The 17673-nt window shown below is 70.6% G+C and carries 13 protein-coding genes and 1 tRNA gene; 4 read left to right on the top strand and 10 right to left on the bottom strand.

Features of this window, described 5'->3' with window-relative positions; translation table 11 throughout:
- The first annotated feature begins 146 nt into the window (after positions 1-146).
- Positions 147-3137, top strand: coding sequence for a family 16 glycoside hydrolase (locus KBX21_RS13805; RefSeq protein ID WP_210842137.1), 2991 nt, complete (start codon positions 147-149; stop codon positions 3135-3137).
- Between the two features lie 31 nt (positions 3138-3168).
- On the opposite strand, the gene KBX21_RS13800 is transcribed toward KBX21_RS13805, so the two are convergent.
- The 6 genes from KBX21_RS13800 to cysS form a co-directional block, all read right to left on the bottom strand.
- Positions 3169-3891, bottom strand: a complete 723-nt coding sequence (locus KBX21_RS13800; protein ID WP_210842136.1) for a MerR family transcriptional regulator — start codon at positions 3889-3891, stop codon at positions 3169-3171.
- 31 nt (positions 3892-3922) lie between these two features.
- Entirely contained in the window at positions 3923-5479 is a 1557-nt protein-coding gene (locus tag KBX21_RS13795) for an alpha/beta hydrolase (RefSeq protein ID WP_210842135.1), read from the bottom strand.
- Between the two features lie 88 nt (positions 5480-5567).
- Positions 5568-5855: a hypothetical protein gene (locus KBX21_RS13790; protein ID WP_210842134.1), complete on the bottom strand. Its 288-nt coding sequence runs from the start codon at positions 5853-5855 to the stop codon at positions 5568-5570.
- A 99-nt stretch (positions 5856-5954) separates the two neighbouring features.
- Positions 5955-6027: transfer RNA gene (locus KBX21_RS13785), tRNA-Thr, on the bottom strand.
- An 83-nt stretch (positions 6028-6110) separates the two neighbouring features.
- Positions 6111-7085, bottom strand: coding sequence for a 23S rRNA (guanosine(2251)-2'-O)-methyltransferase RlmB (gene rlmB, locus KBX21_RS13780; protein ID WP_049577621.1), 975 nt, complete (start codon positions 7083-7085; stop codon positions 6111-6113).
- Positions 7086-7215: 130 nt separating this feature from the next.
- Complete coding sequence (gene cysS, locus KBX21_RS13775; RefSeq protein ID WP_210842133.1) at positions 7216-8619, bottom strand: cysteine--tRNA ligase; 1404 nt, start codon at positions 8617-8619, stop codon at positions 7216-7218.
- A gap of 413 nt (positions 8620-9032) precedes the next feature.
- On the opposite strand from cysS, the gene KBX21_RS13770 reads away from it, so the two are divergent.
- On the top strand, positions 9033-10955 hold the full coding sequence (locus tag KBX21_RS13770) for a DUF2637 domain-containing protein (protein WP_307869210.1): 1923 nt from the start codon (positions 9033-9035) through the stop codon (positions 10953-10955).
- 934 nt (positions 10956-11889) lie between these two features.
- On the opposite strand, the gene ispF is transcribed toward KBX21_RS13770, so the two are convergent.
- The 3 genes from ispF to phoU all read right to left on the bottom strand — a co-directional run bounded on the left by ispF (position 11890) and on the right by phoU (position 13891).
- Entirely contained in the window at positions 11890-12360 is a 471-nt protein-coding gene (gene ispF / locus KBX21_RS13765; protein ID WP_193374227.1) for a 2-C-methyl-D-erythritol 2,4-cyclodiphosphate synthase, read from the bottom strand.
- Between the two features lie 31 nt (positions 12361-12391).
- Positions 12392-12874, bottom strand: coding sequence for a CarD family transcriptional regulator (locus KBX21_RS13760; RefSeq protein WP_026129182.1), 483 nt, complete (start codon positions 12872-12874; stop codon positions 12392-12394).
- Positions 12875-13228: 354 nt separating this feature from the next.
- On the bottom strand, positions 13229-13891 hold the full coding sequence (phoU, locus tag KBX21_RS13755; protein WP_026129183.1) for a phosphate signaling complex protein PhoU: 663 nt from the start codon (positions 13889-13891) through the stop codon (positions 13229-13231).
- Between the two features lie 124 nt (positions 13892-14015).
- Between phoU and KBX21_RS13750 the strand changes: the two genes are divergently transcribed.
- Together KBX21_RS13750 and KBX21_RS13745 are read left to right on the top strand one after the other, a co-directional pair.
- Positions 14016-15209, top strand: a complete 1194-nt coding sequence (locus KBX21_RS13750; protein ID WP_049577609.1) for a cell wall metabolism sensor histidine kinase WalK — start codon at positions 14016-14018, stop codon at positions 15207-15209.
- Positions 15206-15904 carry a response regulator transcription factor gene (locus KBX21_RS13745; protein WP_049577606.1) on the top strand — a complete coding sequence of 233 codons (699 nt, stop codon included), beginning with the start codon at positions 15206-15208 and terminating at the stop codon, positions 15902-15904. Before KBX21_RS13750 ends, KBX21_RS13745 begins: the two co-directional genes overlap by 4 nt.
- A 252-nt stretch (positions 15905-16156) precedes the next feature.
- On the opposite strand, the gene KBX21_RS13740 is transcribed toward KBX21_RS13745, so the two are convergent.
- Entirely contained in the window at positions 16157-17632 is a 1476-nt protein-coding gene (locus KBX21_RS13740; protein ID WP_049577601.1) for a PLP-dependent aminotransferase family protein, read from the bottom strand.
- Positions 17633-17673: the final 41 nt, after the last annotated feature.

Here is a 17673-nt window from a genome sequence, read left to right as displayed (position 1 = left end):
CCACCCCTCCCGTCATCCCCCGACCGTCAGGCAGGCGCGCCCTTGCCCGCGCACTTCGCCCTGCCCCGCCGTGCCCGCGGGCCCCTCCCCCGCCCGAGGCCACACCGAGTTCAGCACTCACCCGACCCGCACGAGGGAGTCTGTTCATGTTCCTGAGACCACGCCGCTCCCTGGCGACGACCCTGGGGTTCGCCCTGGTCGCCGGGGCCTTCCTCCCGGCCGCCCCGGCGCTGGCCTTCCCCTCCGACCTACCTCCGCAGGAGCCCGGGGTCACCCTCCGGGTCTTCGACGTCGGCTTCGAGCCCGAACAGATCTGCACCCTGGTCGAGGGGCAGACCCCCAACGTCGACGTCCTGCGCGAGACCGTCGACTACGAGACCACGGAGGAGTTCGGCGGCATCGCCAACAACTTCATGGCGCACGTGATCGCGAACCTGCACGTCCCCGAGGACGGGACCTACGACTTCCGCCTGATCAGCGACGACGGCTCGCGCCTGTACCTCGACGGCGAGGAGATCATCGAGAACGACCAGCGCCAGCCGCCGACCGCCGTCGACGGGACGGCCGAGCTCACCGAGGGCGCGCACGCCCTGCGTATCGACTACTTCCAAGGGGCCTTCGACAAGGCGCTGCGGCTGGAGTGGAGCCCGCCCGGTCAGGACGGCTTCGCGCTCGTCCCCGAGGACGTGCTCACCACCGACTCCGACGTGACCCGGGTGACCTCGCCCGGAGTGAAGCGGTGTTCGGACGCCGACATGAGCCCCGGCGACGGAGCCCCGCTCGCCGGAGTGCACCCGAACTACACCGTGAGCGACCTGCGGCCGGAGGGCTTCGAGCCCACCGTCACCGGCATGGACTGGTTCGAGGACGGCCGGATGGTCATCACCACCTGGGCCGGCCGGGAGAGCTTCGACGGCGCCGTGGAGATCGTCGAGGGGACCGTCGGTGAGGACGCCGACCCCGAGGACATCACCACGCGGGTCGTCGCGACCGACATGAACGAACCCCAGGGCGTGCTGGTGGAGGACGGCGAGGTCATCGTCGCGGAGAAGCACCAGCTCAGCCGGTTGGTCGACGCCGACGGCGACGGCGTCTACGAGGACACCGAGCAGATCGCCACCTGGCCGAGCGGCGGCACCTACCACGAGTTCGGCTTCGGGCTCCTGGCCGACGACGAGAACTACTACCTCAACCTGTCGGTGGCCATCACCCCCGGCGGCAAGACCACGATCCCCCAGCACGTGGAGAACCGGGGCACCTCGATCAGCGTGGACAAGGAGACCGGCGAGGTCGAGTACGTCGCCGGTGGCCTGCGCACCCCCAACGGCATCGGCTGGGGCGCCGAGGGGGAGATCCTCGTCGCCGACAACCAGGGCGACTGGCTACCCGCCTCGAAGATCGTCGAGATCGAGGAGGGCGCGTTCTACAACCACTACACGACCCCGGCGGGGCCCTTCGACGACCAGCCGGTCACGCAGCCCGTCCTGTGGCTCCCGCACAACGAGATCTCCAACTCGCCCACCAACCCGGTGCTGGTGGAGTCCGGGGTGTTCGAGGGGCAGATGGTGTTCGGCGACGTCACCTACGGCGGGATCCAGCGAGCCTTCCTGGAGGAGGTCGACGGCCGGAAGCAGGGCGCGGTGTTCCGGATGACCCAGGGACTGGAGTCCGGGGTCAGCCGCCTGGCGCTCGGCCCGGACGGCGACTTCTACGTCGGCGGCATCGGTGGCGGCGGCAACTGGGAGCAGCCCGGCAAGCTCCCCTACGGCCTCCAGAAGCTGACCCCCACCTCCGAGGACGCCATGGACATCCTGTCCATGGAGGTCACCGGGAGCGGGTTCGACATCACCTACACCAAGCCGGTCTCCGACGACGTGGTCGCCAACGCCGCGGAGCGCTACGACGTGGCCCAGTGGTCGTACAACCCGACCTCGCAGTACGGCGGGCCCAAGCGCAACCAGGAGACCCTCCCCGTCACCGGCGCCTCGGTCTCCGACGACGGGCACACGGTCAGCCTGGACATCGGCGGTCTGCGTGAGGACCGCGTGGTGCACGTCCGCTCGCCCCGCCCCTTCGAGTCGGCCGACGGCACCGAGCTGTGGAGCACCGAGGCCTGGTACACCGTCCACAACATCCCCGGCTACGAGGCTCCGCCCAACGAGATCGGCATGTACGAGGCCGAGGACGGCACGCTGCGCGGCGGAGCGGGCATCACCAACGAGCACCCGCACCACACGGGTGAGGGGTTCGTGGACGGGTTCAGCAACATCGGCGCCTCCCTGACCTGGGACGTCGACGTCGACGAGGCCGGAACGTATCCGGTGACCTTCCGCTACTCCAGCGGCCCCAACCCGTTCGTCGGGCCCAAGACCATCTCGCTGGACGTCAACGGCGAGGACCTGGGACAGATCACCGTCGAGACCACCGAGGTCTGGCAGGCCTGGGCCGACCACGTCGAGCAGCTCGACCTCCAGGAGGGGAACAACACCGTCACGGTCACCGCCGGTGAGGACGACGACCGGCACGTGAACTGGGACCACCTGCGCGTCCAGCACGAGCCCTGCACCCCGGCCGAACCCGACGAGGGCTACCGGATGCTGTTCGACGGAACCCCCGAGAGCCTGGCCGACTGGGAGATGTCCGGCCCCGGCGACTTCGTCTCCCAGGGCGACTGCACGATGCGCTCCATCGGCGGCCTGGGCTTCACCAGCTATCCGGAGGAGTTCACCGACTACAGCCTGAGCCTGGACTGGAAGATGGGCGGGGACGACAACTCGGGCGTCCACCTCGGTGTCAACGACCCGCAGGGCGACCCCGCCGCCCGCAACCGGGGCTTCGAGGTGCAGATCGACGCCACCGACGAGCCCCACCTCACCACCGGCGCCATCTACAACTTCCAGGGCGCCGACATCGAGGCCCGCGACGAGGCCCTCAACCCGCCCGGGGAGTGGAACACCTACGAGATCGTCGTCGAGGGCGACCGGGTGAGGGTGTACCTCAACGGGACGCTGATCAACGACTTCGACAGTGAGGGAGCGGACCCCGACCGCGACCTGACCGGCCGGATCGGCTTCCAGAACCACCACACCGGTTCCGACGTGTGGTTCCGCGACGTGCAGATCAAGGAACTCGGCTGACCGACGGGGGCGGGGCGCACGCGTCCCGCCCCTACTCGGGTTCCCCCTCCAGGATCAGGAGGGCCCGGCGCATGACGTCCTGCTGCGCCTCGTTGTAGAGGTCGGTCACGGACATCATCGCGGCCTTATCGACCACGGCCCGGGGCATTGTCAGCCGCGAACCCGGGTCGCTCAACCAGGGGTGGTTCCTCCGGTGCTCCTCCAGGATCACCGCGACCCGCTCCGCCAGACGCTGGCGCGTGTCCGCGCTGGCGTCCGGCGGCAGGGTGTTCATCTCGTGGTCGAGGTCGGTCGGCTCCGCGTCGATCATGGTCCGGAGGTCCTCCACCGCACGCTCGTCGTAGAAGCGGCTGGAGATCGCGATGACCGCCCGGTCGGCGTCGCTCAGCCGTTCGGCGACGCCCTCGAACCCGGCCGGGACGTCGGTGGGCGTGCCCTCTCGCAGCAGCGCCGCCACCTCCTGCCTCGCGCGTCGCAGACGCTCGATCCCGGCGGCGAGTTCGGCGTCGAGCGCGCGGAGGGCGTCCTTGGAGTCGGCCGGGCTGTCCCCCATCCGGTCCACCCGCGCCAACGGAACGCCCATCTCGCGCAACCGGCGGATCTGGAGGACCCGTGCCAGGTGCCGTGCCTGGTACTGCTTGTATCCGTTGCCGCGTCGTTCGGGCTGGTCGAGCAGGCCGACCCGGTGGTAGTGGCGGATGGTGTTCACCGTCGTGCCCGCCATCTCGGCCAGCTCACTCGTACTCCACCCCATGGACACCCCTCTCACACTCCGGTGTACCGCATCAGAGCGTGCAGGTCGCCCCCTTCTCCGGCACCTCCAGGTCGATCAGGTACCTGGCGGCGGCCTCGTCCACGCACTCGTTGGACCCGAGGGAGACGATCCCGTGCCCCTCACCCTCGACGGTGAGCAGCGCGCTCCCGAGGGTGTCCGCGAGCTCGATCCCGCCCGCGTGCGGGGTGCTCGGGTCGCCGGTGATCGACACCACCAGCGTGTCGGGCAGGCCCTCGATGTCCTCCGCGTGGGGGAACCCGAGTTCCGGCTCGACGGGCCAGGCCTCGCACCCGTCACGGGCGCCGTCCGTCACATCCACACCGGGGTCCATGAACGGGGCCTGGGCGTAGGTCGCCTCCCGCAGCTCACCGCCCTGCTCGGGGGTCAGGCGCTCCTCGTCCATGCAGTTGATCGCGTGGTTGGCCTCCAACGAGTTCGGCCACCGCCCGTCGGGCCCGCGCAGGCCGAAGTCGTAGATGAGCTGCATCAGGGTGTCACCCCGCCCCTCCTCGACCTCGGCGATGCCGTCGATGATCCGCGGCCAGCTCTGCGGGGAGTACAGCCCGGAGATCACGCCTCCGACCGCCCCGTCGAAGTCCAGTTCGGCGCCCAGCGCGGGCACGGGCTCCTCTCGCAGCGGCCGCACGATCTCCTGGAACCGCTCGGTCGCCCGCTCGGGATCGGTGCCCAGCGGGCAGTCCGTCTCAGCCGCGCACGCCGCGGCCATCTCGTCGAACGCTCCCTGGAACCCGGCGTAGGCGTTGACCCGCCGCTCGAAGCTGCCCTCCAACGGGCTCATCGCCCCGTCGAGCACCATCGCGCGCACCCGGTCGGGGAACTGCTCGGCGTAGACGGCCCCCAGCCGGGTGCCGTAGCTCTGCCCGAAGTAGGTCAGTTCCTCCTCGCCCAGGACGGCCCGGAGCACGTCCATGTCGCGTGCGGTGTCCCGGGTTCCCAGGTGTTCCAGGACCTCGACCCCACCGCTCCCCTCGGCGCACCGCTCCATGATCTCCCGGGTGTCGTCCTCGGTGAAGCTCACGGTGGTGCCCTGCGACCCCATCGGCACGACGCCGGTGTCGGCCTCCTCATCGGTGTAGCAGTCCACCGCGGGGCTGGTGGCGCCGACACCGCGCGGGTCGAACCCGACGAGGTCGAACCGCTCGGTGATCTCGCTCTCCGCCAACCCCGCGAAGGCCAGGGCCGCGCCCACGACACCGGAACCACCCGGACCGCCGGGGTTGTAGACCAGCGAACCCATGGACTCGCCCCGGGCGGGCACCCGCAGCACGGCCACCGAGGCCAGTTCGCCCTCGGGGTCCTCGTAGTCGAGCGGCACGTCCATGCGGGCGCATTCGGAGCCCGGTGCCAGCTCCAGGAGGGCCGCCTCCCCGGCCGTGTCCGGGTAGTCGGCGCACCCCTCCCAGCTGAGTTCCTGCTCGTGGAAGGCGTCCAGGGCCCCGGAGCCGCCCTCCGCCTCCTCCGACGAACAGCCCGCCAGGACCCCCGTCAGCGCCAGTGCACCGGCCCCGACCCGGACCAGCCTTCCCCCTCGTCGACGATGTTCCACTTCCACCCCTTCGGTTCGACCAGCACGTCGGGGCCAAGCAGACACTGTGTTCCTGGAACAGGGTCAAGCCCGGGAACCGACCGGGCCCTCACGAGCCGTCCCTGGAGACGGACATGCCGAAGGTGACCACGCTGATGAGGGCGGGGATGATCGCGGTGACGCCCCATCTCCACTCGCCGCCCCAGATCCACGCCAGGAGCATCGCGATGGTGCCCGCGAGCAGAACGAGGGTGGTCCAGAGCATGGGGCCCGAGGGATTTCCGGTGCTCTCGACGGTGATCTGGTCCTGCCGGATCAGGGAGTCACGCAGGAGCTGGATCAACGCGGAGTGCTGGTCGGGGGTGACGTCGCGGACGCGGATGCGCAAAGTGGCCATAGCGGCCATTCTCCTCGGTCGACACGGCCCATCTCCAGCCCGAAGCCACCGGAAAGACTCAAGGCCCGGTCGGGTGACCGGGCCTTGAGGAAGCATGAGAGCCGACGAGGGGACTTGAACCCCTAACCTATCGCTTACAAGGCGATTGCTCTGCCAATTGAGCTACGTCGGCCGACCGCCGGGGCGCCTGGCCCCGGTACGTCCAAGCTGTATGGTACCGGGTCCGGCGCCGAGTGGCCTACTCGGCACCGGGGCCTAGCTGGCCTCGGCTCCGCGACGGCGGGCGACCTCGTAGAGGGAGACCCCGGCGGCCACGGAGGCGTTCAGGGACTCGGCGCCGCTGATCGGGATGCTCGCGACCACGTCGCAGACCTCGCGGACCAGGCGGGACAGGCCCTTGCCCTCGGAGCCCACGACGATCACCAGCGGACCGTTGGCCAGTTCCAGCTCGGGCAGCTGGGTGTCACCACCGGCGTCCAGACCGGCGACGAACAGCCCCGCCTTCTTGTAGATCTCCAGGGCCCGGGTCAGGTTGGTGGCCTGGGCCACCGGCAGCTTCGCCAGGGTTCCCGCGGAGGTCTTCCACGCGGACATGGTCACGCTGGCCGTGCGCCGCTCCGGGATGAGCAGGCCGTGCGCGCCGAAGGCCGCGGCCGAACGCGCGATGGCGCCCAGGTTGTGCGGGTCGGTGACCCCGTCCAGGGCGACGATCAGCGGCGGGGTGTCCGAGGCCAGCGCCCTGTCGAGCAGCCCCTCGGCCGCCCAGTACTGGTACGGGCGGACCTGGAGGACGATGCCCTGGTGGGTGGCGCCGGGCAGACCGTTGCTCTCACAGCGGCGGTCCAGGTCGGTGCGGTTGACCTCCACCACGTCCACGCCCTGGGCGCCCGCGAGCTTGGCGGCCTCGTTGACCCGGTCGTCGGGGTCCAGGCTGTTGGCCAGGAACAGGCGCGTGGCGGGCATGCCCGCACGCAGCGCCTCGACCACCGGGTTACGACCGATCAGCAGGTCGGAGTTGTCCGGACGGTTCGGCGAGCGCTCCTTGCGGGGGCTGTCCGAGCCCGCCGGGCCGCCGGTCTGCGTGGCGCGCTTGTCGGCCTTGTTCCGCTGCTTGCCGTCGTACCAGTGCCGCTGCTCCGCGGGCAGGGTGCCGCTCTTGGCCTCCAGGGAACGCCGACCCTTGCCGCCGCTGCCCTTCGTGGGGCCCTTCTTGCTCTTCTTCGCCGGCATGGTCGCCGCCTCCAGTTACGTGTCGCGGGCATGCCGGAAGAACTCTTCCGGCCGATGGGGTAGCCGCGGCGCCGAGGGGCGGCGGCAAACTCCCAGCCTAGTGCCGTCCCGGTACCACACGCGTCGGCGGTCAGCCCCTGCGCAGGTCCCAACGGGGACCCTGCGGGGTGTCCTCCACCACCACACCGGCCTCCGTCAACTGATCGCGGATGGCGTCGGCGGCCGCGAAGTCCTTGCGTCCGCGCGCGGCCTGGCGCTGTTCGAGCGCGACGGCCACGAGGGCGTCCACGACCTCGGTCAGCCCCTGGTCGCCGCCGCCGGACCACTGCTCGCTCAGCGGGTCCAGACCGAGTACCGAGAGCATGGTGCGCAGCTCGGCGGCGAGTCCCTGCACCCGCTCCTTGTCACCGGAGGCGAGCGCCGTGTTGCCCTCGCGCACGTGGCCGTGCACGATCGCCAACCCCTGGGACACACCCAGATCGTCGTTGAGCGCCTCGGTGAACTCGGACGGGACGTCCGCGGCCGGGTCGACCGTGCCCAGCACCTCCACGGCGCGGGTGAGGAAACCCTCGATCCGCTGGTAGGCGGCGGCGGCCTCCTGGAGCGCGGTGTCGGAGTAGTCGATGGTGGACCGGTAGTGGGCCTGGCCGAGGTAGTAGCGCAGCTCCACCGGGCGGACCTTCTGGACCATGTCCGGGACCCTCATGGAGTTGCCCAGGGACTTGGCCATCTTCTCGCCGCCGATGGCGAGCATGCCGTTGTGCAGCCAGTACTGGGCGAAGCCGTCACCGGCGGCGCGCGACTGCGCCTGCTCGTTCTCGTGGTGCGGGAAGATCAGGTCGATCCCGCCGCCGTGGATGTCGAAGCTGGGGCCCATGTACTTGGTGGCCATGGCGGAGCACTCCAGGTGCCAGCCGGGGCGGCCGCGTCCCCATGGGGTGTCCCAACTGGGCTCGCCCGGCTTGGCGCCCTTCCACAGGGCGAAGTCGCGCGGGTCCCGCTTGTCGCGGTCCGGGTCGGAGTCGGAGGACTCCACGACCTGGTCCAAGCGCTGGTTGGACAGCTCCCCGTATGCGGGGTGCGAGCGCACGTCGAAGTAGACGTCGCCCGATCCGTCGTCTGCGGCGTAGGCGTGCCCGGCGTCGATGAGACGGCGCATGAGCTCGATCATCTCCGGCACGTGGCCGGTGGCGCGCGGCTCGACGGTGGGCGGCAGGCAGCCCAGGGTGTCGTAGGCCCAGGTGAAGGCGCGCTGGTTGCGCTCGCTCACCTGCCACCACGGGACACCCTCCTCGGCGGCGACCCGGATGATCTTGTCGTCGATGTCGGTGACGTTGCGGCAGAACGTGACCTGGTAGCCGAGGTGGATCAGCCAGCGGCGCAGGATGTCGAAGTTGACTCCGGACCGGATGTGGCCGATGTGGGGAGGTGCCTGCACGGTGGCACCACACAGGTACAGGGAGGCACACCCCTCACGAATCGGGGTGAAGTCTCGGACCTGTCGGGCACTGGTGTCGTAGAAGCGCAGACTCACGTTGTCAAGACTATCCGTTCTCCCCTGGCCTGGGCATCACAAACCAATAAGCACCACGGTTCGGTACGGGGTCCTGATCGAGACGGGGTCCGGTCCACTCCGGACAGCCCGGAGAACTCATATGGGGCGAGCCGTATCCGGGCCGCTCACATGTGGGACGACCCGGCGTTCCGACCCCGTTCCGAGGGGGGATCGCCCGGCACGCTCCGTCAACCGCGACGGTGCGCCGCGCGGCACTCTTGGGCACCGGCGTCGGGAAGCAGCCGGAATCGGCCGGAATCTCGTGTTCGCGGCACCGCCTGGACTACGCTTCGGTGACGATGGCCCCTTTCAACAACGCCCCCGAGACAGGGACACGGAACGGTCGGACCGCGGGTCGCGGCGCGGGAGCCGGTGCTCTCGTCGGTGGCGCCGTGTTCGTCAGTGTCATCGCCCTGTGCGCCCTAGTCATCGCCTACAACGGCATCTACCGATTCGCCCTGATCGTGCACGACGAGGGCGGCTTCCTCGCGCACGTCTTCCCGGTGACCTTCACCCTGCTGGTCCTCATGGCCTTCTGGGTGAGCTACGTCCTGCGCGCGGCGCCGCCGGGTGAGCGGCTCTGGGTGGACGTCGTCCTCATCCCACTGCTGATCCTCGCCGCCGCGGTGCCGATGGTGCTGCACAGCATGAACCTGGTGGACCGCATCGCGGCGAACCACGAGGGGATCGTGCAGGTGGTGGTGGCGGTCGCCCCACTGGCCGCCCTGCTGGTGGCGTTCCTGCTGTGGATCACCGTGCGCGCGCACGTCCGCAGGCGCAACGCCAACGGACGCCCGCGAGCCAATCCCTCCGACGACCGCACGACCGTGCTGCGCGGGCGCCCCAGACCGGACGAGGCTCCGGTCCGAGACGACCGCAGGACGGAGGCGCTCAAGACGCGGCTGCTGCGGTTGGGCGCCGACGACACAGGCGACGACGCGGACGAGCAGGAGGAGTCCGACGACGACGCCTCCCGGACGGTCACGCTGCCCTCTCGCATCTCCACCCTGCGCCGTGATCGCGCGGAGCAGGAGGAGAAGGAGCGCGCCGAACGCGACGAACGCGAGCAGGAGGAACAGCGCGCGGAACGGGAGGAACGAGAGCGCGCCGAACGCGAGAGCTCGAACGTGGTCGTGATCGAGGCCGGTTCCGTGGGCCACGACCGTGACGTCGACGAGCCCTCCGAGGCGGACGCGGACGCCCCGACCGAACCGATCGCGTCCGTGGCGGGGCCCGAGGAACCAGCGGAGGCCTCCGTGCCCACGCTGCCGCTCCCGCGCCGGGCCCGCGACGGCGACAACCCGATCAAGCGGGCGGCCACGGACCCGCCGGTGGTCCCCTCGCAGGCCTCCTCCCCGGAAGCCGAGTCCGAGCACGCCGCCACGGGCTTCAGCCCCCGGGACACCCAGGACCTCGGCACGGGCTCCGACCATGATCTCGCCGAGTCCTCCGAGCACTTCGACGAGGGTTTCGAGCACGACTCCCCGGTGGCCGACCCCAGCACGGACGAGGCGGAGGCCCCGATCCCCGTGCCGGTGGTCCCCGAGCCGGAACCGGTCCGCGCCGAGCCGGAGCCGGTCGTCGCCGAGCCCAAGCCGGTCGTCGCCGAGACGGCCACGGCCACCACACCGGGAACGGGCACGGAATCCGAGAGCGGTGACGTCCCGAAGGCTGCCCGGGATGCGAGCACCGTGGAGCTGTGGCCCGAGGGGGAGACCGGCTCCGGCCCCCTGCCAGAGGTCGAGGACCTGCCCGGTGTGACGGCGCAGACGCCGGACACGGAGCCCGCGTTCGCGAACGATCACTCCGGTTCGCCCCTGTGGGAGCCGCCGTCCGAGGACACGCCCGCCTCGCACCTGGCCGACTACGTGCCTCCGGTGTGGACCCCGCCCGAGGACGACACCCCCGCAGAACCCGCTCCCCTGGTCGGGCGCGCGACCGGCGCCGAGGAGGGTTCGACCCCGGCTCTGGACCACGACACCGGCCCGTCGGTGCGCGCCGCCTTCCGGATGGGTTCGGTGCCGCCCGGCGCGGCCCGACCGGAGCCGGAGCCCGAGCCACTTCCCGAGCCGGAACCGCTGCCCGAGCCCGAGCCCCTGCCCTACGACGAGCCCGAGCCCGAACCGGAGGTGCGACGGGAGTCCGAGGCCGAACCGGAGACGGAGCGCTCCCCCGGCTCCGGCGCCCGCCCTTGGAGGCCGGTGGAGAAGCGGCCGATGGTCCTGAAGCCGAAGCGCCCGCCCATGCCGGACTTCGCGTCCGGGCCGCCCTCCCGGCGCGTCCGTAGCGAGCCGCTGCCGCCGGAGGATCACTGAGCCCAGGGGGCACTGACCCTCTCAGGACACGGACGCGGTCGTCGGCCCCGGAGCCCCTGGTTCGGGGGCCGACGTCCGTCCGGACCGGGTCGGTGGGGCCGACCAGGGGGTGCCGTGCCGCAGCGCACGACCCCGATCGGGGGAAACCACGCGCCGATCCACCAGGGCCGCCTCTGCGAGCACAGCACGAGGCAGGCGGGAGACGAGGGCCACCGTGCGGCCCGGGGCCAGAGAAGGGAGCGGCCGGGGACGTGCCTGTGAGGGCAACAGGCCAGCCCGAGCGGGGAACCACGCGCCGCTCACCCGGGGCCGTGCCCGCGAGCACAGCACGAGGTGGGCAGGAGAGGAGGGCCTGCCCGTGCCCGGCTTCAGGAAGGTGCACCGAAGCGGGCCACGCCCGCGAGCACAGCACGAGGCAGGCGGGAGACGAGGGCCTGCCCGTGCCCGGCTTCAGGAAGGTGCACCGAAGCGGGCCACGCCCGCGAGCGCAGCACGAAACCGGCGGGAGACGAGGATCCCCCGAGATCGACGCTACGCGCGCAGGCCAGGGTTCACCAGGCCCCTGCGGACACCTGTGGACAACCCCGGCTCGCGCGCTCTCGTGCGAGTGAAAACGACGGATTTCGGTCCTCTGACCAGGCAGTGCGTCACGGACCGGATACCGCCCCCACAACGACGGAGAGAGACCCTTTCCGGCCCCTGACCGGGCACCGCCTCGCGGACCGACTCCGCCCGCACGGCACAGGGGAGGGCCTCTCCGCAGCCCGGTGCACGAGACCACCGCCCCGGGACCCGAACGCCTCACCGCCCTGCGCTGACCCACTGGCGCACGCTCGTCGGACGCCTGTGCGCGAAGGCTGTTCGGGCGCGCTCAAGGCCCTCACGCATACGAGGGCGGCCCCGCTCCTGGCGGGGCCGCCCTCGTATGCGTGTGTCAGTCCCTGGGGGCGCAGACCGCCGTGGCGACGGCGGCGATGCCCTCGCCCCGGCCGGTGAGGCCCAGACCGTCGGTGGTGGTGGCCGACAGGCTCACCGGCGCACCCACGACCTCGGAGAGGGTCTTCTCCGCCTCGTCGCGCCGGGGAGCGAACTTGGGTCGGTTGCTGATGATCTGGACGGCCACGTTGCCGATCTCGAATCCGGCCGCGTGCACGCGTGCCACGGTCTCGGTGAGCAGAGCGGCCCCCGAGGCGCCCTTCCACCGGGGATCGGAAGTGCCGTAGTTCGAACCGAGGTCGCCGAGCCCGCAGGCGGACAGCAGCGCGTCGCACGCCGCGTGGGCGGCGACATCACCGTCGGAATGGCCGCTGACACCATCCTCACCAGGCCATTCCAAACCGGCGAGAAAAAGTGTCCGTCCAGGAGAAAACGGGTGGACGTCGGTTCCGACGCCCACCCGAGGCATTTTCGTCATGAAATACGTGATTCCGCGAGTATCAGTTCGTCAGAACCTCGTCGAGGAGGGCTTCCGCCTTGTCCTCGTTGGTCTTTTCCGCGAGTGCGAGTTCGCTCACGAGAATCTGCCGGGCCTTGGCCAGCATCCTCTTCTCGCCCGCGGACAGCCCGCGCTCCTTGTCCCGGCGCCACAGGTCCCGAACGACCTCGGCGACCTTGTTGACGTCGCCGGACGCCAACTTCTCCAGGTTCGCCTTGTAGCGCCTGGACCAGTTGGTGGGCTCTTCGGTGTGAGGTGCGCGCAGCACCTCGAAGACCTTGTCCAGGCCCTCCTGCCCCACCACGTCACGAACGCCGACATCCTCGGCGTTCGCGGCCGGCACACGCACCGTCAGATCGCCTTTGTCAACCCTCAGAACGAGGTAGGTTCTGTCCTCGCCCTTAATGGTGCGAGTCTCGATCGCTTCAATACGAGCAGCCCCATGATGGGGGTAGACAACAGTGTCGCCGACCTTGAAAGCCATGTGACAGGTACCCCTTCCGCTACCACAAGGATACCACGAATCTGTGACTTAACGTACCTATTAGGTTTGCGAACACGCAGGTCAGGCCACACATTTTAGGCCTTGACAAAGTGTACCCGAGGAGTGTCGGCGGCCCGGTCGGAGCGCTCCCGAGAGCTCTCCACCCCCACTGGCCAGCCGAAGCGCGACTTGACCAGGGCCCGGAACGGGATAGGGTTCGCCCCCGCCCGACCACCCTCCGCGAGCGCTCGGAGCGAGATAGGTCACGATTTCGGATCGGGTCGGCCCACCCGTGACCCGTCCGGATCTCCGGGCCCGGCCGACCCGACCGCACCACACGTCATGAGCCCGTCATCAGGCCTCGGGCTCGTAGTCCTCACGCTTCTCGCCCGTCACCATGTAGACCAGGTTGTCCGCCACGTGCACCGCGTGGTCACCGAAGCGTTCGTAGAACCGGCCGACCAGGGTCACGTCCATGGTGGCCTCCACCCCGTACTCCCAGCCCGGCGCGAGGATGCGCTGCAACAGCTTGCGGCGCAGCCGGTCCATCTTGTCGTCGTCCTTGTCCAGCTCCAGAGCGGTGTCGGGGTCCCGCTCCGTGATCACCTCGCCGGCCTTGGTCACCAGGAGCTCCGCCTGGTGTCCCATCTCCAGGACGATGGAGCGCACCGGCTTGGGGATCGCCGAGTCGGGGTGGCGGCGGCGGGCGATCTTCGCGAGGTGGACGGCGTGGTCGCCCATCCGTTCGAGGTCACCGCGCATCGCGAGGGCGGTGATGATGGTCCGCAGGTCCGAGGCGACCGGCTGCTGCCGTGCCATCAGGCTGAAGGCGGTGTCCTCGATCTCCTGGTCGAGGCGGTTGAGTTCCTCGTCACCCGAGATGACTTCCTGCGCCGCGTTCAGGTCACTGTCCAGCAAGGCCGTGGTGGCCCGCGCGACGGCGTGCCTGGCGAGCCTGGTCATCTCGACGAGGCGTTCACTCAGGCTGTCTAGGTCCTCATGGTAGGTATCGCGCATGTCGTCAATGCTCCCAGTCTGTGTTTGAAGAATCGGCCAAGAGTTGGTGAACGATGGAAGAACCTCGGTTCGGTCACATGTCCTGACCGGGTAAAGCCCCAGTCCGCACGTTTACGATCGAATCGTGCAAGGGGAACTTCTCGCCGCGGTCGTCGGCATCATCGGGCTCGTCGTGGGCGTCGCCATCGGCGTCGTCGCCGCCAGCCCCCTCTTCCGTACGCGCACCACACGGGAGGAGACGCCGTCACCACGGCACGACGGCAGCACGCTCCCGCAGGGGGTGGCCGAAGTGCTGTCCGCGCTCCCCTCCTCCGCGGTGGTCCTCGACTCGGGCGACCGCGTGCTGCGCGCCTCCTCGGCCGCCCGGGCCTTCGGCCTCGTCCGGGGAGAGGAACTCGTCATAGGCGAACTCCTCACCCTGGCCCGCAAGGTGCGGCGCGATGGGGTGATCCGGGAGACCGACATCGAGGTGGCCGTCCGCAAGTTCGGCCCCGACGCCACGTCCTTCGCGGTGCGCGTCGCCCCTCTGGGCGGCACCGGGCTGGTGCTGGTCCTGGCCGAGGACCAGACCGAGCACCGCAGGGTGGAGGCGGTCCGACGCGACTTCGTGGCCAACATCTCGCACGAGCTCAAGACCCCCGTGGGCGCGCTGTCACTCCTGGCGGAGACCGTACAGGACGCCAGCGACGACCCCGAGGCGGTGCGCCGCTTCACCGGGCGCATGCAGACCGAGGCCTCCCGGCTCACGGCGGTCATCCAGGACCTCATCACGCTCTCCCGCATCCAGGGCGCCGAGCCCATCGCCGAACCCGCCCCGGTGGACCTCGGGTCGGTCGTCGAGGAGGCGATCGACACCGTGCGGATGCCCGCCGACGCCAAGGGCATCGAACTGGTCGGCAGCGGAGCCGAGGGGCTGACGGTCCTGGGTGACGAGGCGATGCTGGGGACCGCCCTGCGCAACCTCATAGCCAACGCCGTCGCCTACAGTCCGAAGAACACGCGGGTCGCGGTGTCCGTCGGGACCTCGCGGAGCAGCGTGGACATCAGCGTCGCGGACCAGGGGATCGGAATCCCCCAGCAGGACCTGGAGCGAATCTTCGAGCGGTTCTACCGTGTGGACGCCGCTCGGAGCCGGGCCACCGGTGGTACCGGTCTCGGTCTGGCCATCGTCAAGCACATCATGACCCACCACCGTGGAGAAGTGACCGTGTGGAGCAAGGAGGGGTCGGGGTCGACGTTCACACTACGTCTGCCCAGGCCCGAGAGCCGGGAGCTCGAAGCTTCCCGGAACGACAACCACCAGGAGACGGCACAGTGACGCGCGTACTCGTAGTAGAGGACGAGGAGTCCTACAGCGACGCCCTGTCGTACATGCTGCGCAAGGAGGGCTTCGAGGTCGCGGTGGCGCCCACCGGGACGGTCGCTCTGGAGACCTTCGACCGGACCGGCGCCGACCTGGTGCTGCTGGATCTGATGCTGCCGGGGCTGTCGGGCACCGAGGTGTGCCGGACCCTGCGGCAGAAGTCCAACGTCCCCGTCATCATGCTCACCGCCAAGGACTCCGAGATCGACAAGGTCGTCGGTCTGGAGCTGGGCGCCGACGACTACGTGACCAAGCCGTTCTCCTCCCGCGAGCTGGTGGCGCGCATCCGCGCGGTGCTGCGCCGACGGGGCGAGGACGAGATCGTGCTGCCCGCCGCTCTCGAGGCCGGTCCCGTCCGCATGGACGTGGAGCGGCACGTGGTGACGGTGCGCGGCGACAACGTGCAGCTCCCGCTGAAGGAGTTCGAGCTGCTGGAGGTGCTGCTGCGCAACGCCGGGCGGGTACTCACCCGGATGCAGCTCATCGACCGTGTGTGGGGCGCCGACTACGTCGGTGACACCAAGACCCTCGACGTGCACGTCAAGCGCCTGCGCGCGAAGATCGAGGAGGACCCGGGCACCCCGCGTTACATCGTCACAGTGCGCGGCCTGGGCTACAAGTTCGAGCCGGTCACCGTCGAGGTCGAGTAGGGCTCCTGGCTGGTGCGGGAGGTCCCCCTTCGGGTCCCTCTCCCCTCTCCGGCCCGGCCCCACCTTGCTTCGAGTCCCGGGACGCGGTACCGCCGCGACCCGGGACCTCTTTGTCTCCGGGACCTCCGTGTTTCCGGGGCCGCTGGCCCGCTCTCCGCGCTGGCGCGTCCCCGTGGGATCTGGCGGTGCCCGCACCCCACGGGTCCTCGCCAGGCGGGTCGGTTCGATCAAGCGGGCTGCCTGTCGACGGGCTCAGCGCCTTCCTCGATCCGCCCCGAGGGCCGCCCGTTCCCCGGTGTGGCGTTCCACCGCGCGGGCCAGGACCTCGCAGGCGCGCCGGAGCTCCCCGCCTCCAACCGACCCGTAGCCGATCACCAGCCCGTGCACGCTGGGGGCTCCGTGGCTGGCGCGGAGGGTGTCCTCCACCAGGACGCCCTCCTCGGCCGCCGCCGCGACCACCGGAGCGACCGCAGCCTCGGGCAGGGTGAGCAGCACGTGGAGTCCGGCGGTGTCCCCGGCGATCCGGGCCCCGAGGTGTTCCACGAGCGTGGCGCGGCGGCGGGCGTACTCCAGGCGCATCCGGCGCAGGTGCCGGTCCAGGTCCCCGCGTTCGAGCAGGAGGGCGGTGGCGGCCTGGACGGGCCCGCTGGTGCGGTCGGACAGCTCGGCTCGGACGCGGGTGAGGCGGTGGAGCAGGTCGGGCTCGGCGACGATCCAGCCGATCCCGAGGTCGGGGTCGAGGGTCTTGGAGAGGGTGCCGAGCAGCACGACCCGCTCGGGGTCGAGCCCGTACAGGGCGGGCAGGGGCGCCACGTCGTAGCGGAACTCGGCGTCGTAGTCGTCCTCCACCACGAGCGCTCCGTTCCGGCGGGCCCAGGCCAGGAGGCGTTCGCGGCGGGGCAGGGGCAGACGGCCGCCCAGCGGGTACTGGTGGGCGGGCGTGGTGTAGACGAGGGCGAGGTCGTCGGGAAGCTCCCCGGGACGGATGCCGTCGTGGTCGACGGGACAGGGAACGATCTCGGCGCCGCGTGCGGCCAGGATGGTGCGGGCCTTGCCGTAACCGGGTTCCTCGACTCCCGCACGGAAACGGGTCCCGGGGGTCGAGCCCCGCGCAGGGATCCCTTCCATGGCGATCATGGCGCCGACCAAGTCGAGCCCGTTGCCGGTCCCCCGGGTGACCAGGACGTTCTCGGGTCCCACCCGAACGCCCCGGGTACGGCGCAGGTGTTCGGCCAGCAGTGCGCGCAGTCGGGGCTCGCCCTGGGGTTCGGGGTCGTCGGAGGGCGGTGTCCCGGCCGCGTGCCGCCAGGCCCGGCGCAGGGCCGCGCGGTCGTGGTCGCGGACCCAGGGGGCGCCCGCCCGCAGGTCGGCCACTCCGGCCCGGCGTGCCTCCTCTCGCGAGGGACGCCCACGCGCGGGCTCGGTGTCGTGCCGTGGCTCCGTTGGCTCCGGCAGGCCTGGCAGGGGCTCGTGCTCGGCCACGAAGGTGCCCGAACCGTGGCGGCCCTCGAGCCACCCCTCGGCGTAGAGCTGCTGGTAGGCGTCGGTGACCACCGTGCGGCTCACCCCGAGCTGCGCGGCCAGGGCCCGGCTGGAGGGCAGCCGTTCACCGGCCCGGAGCGCACCGGAGACCATGGCCTCGCGCAGCGCTCCGGACAGCTGCGCGGTGAGCGGTGCGGGGTCGGAGCGGTCGAGGCGGACCGGTGGTTCGGCGAGACGTCGGGGCAAAGTGGTCTTTCACTTCCTGCCAGAAGTGGCCATGGTTTGGA

This window comes from Nocardiopsis sp. B62, assembly GCF_018070675.1.
Classification (GTDB): Bacteria; Actinomycetota; Actinomycetes; order Streptosporangiales; family Streptosporangiaceae; genus Nocardiopsis; species Nocardiopsis prasina.
The sequence above is the reverse complement of the archived record's forward strand: the minus strand, read 5'-3'. Positions and strand labels throughout refer to the sequence as shown.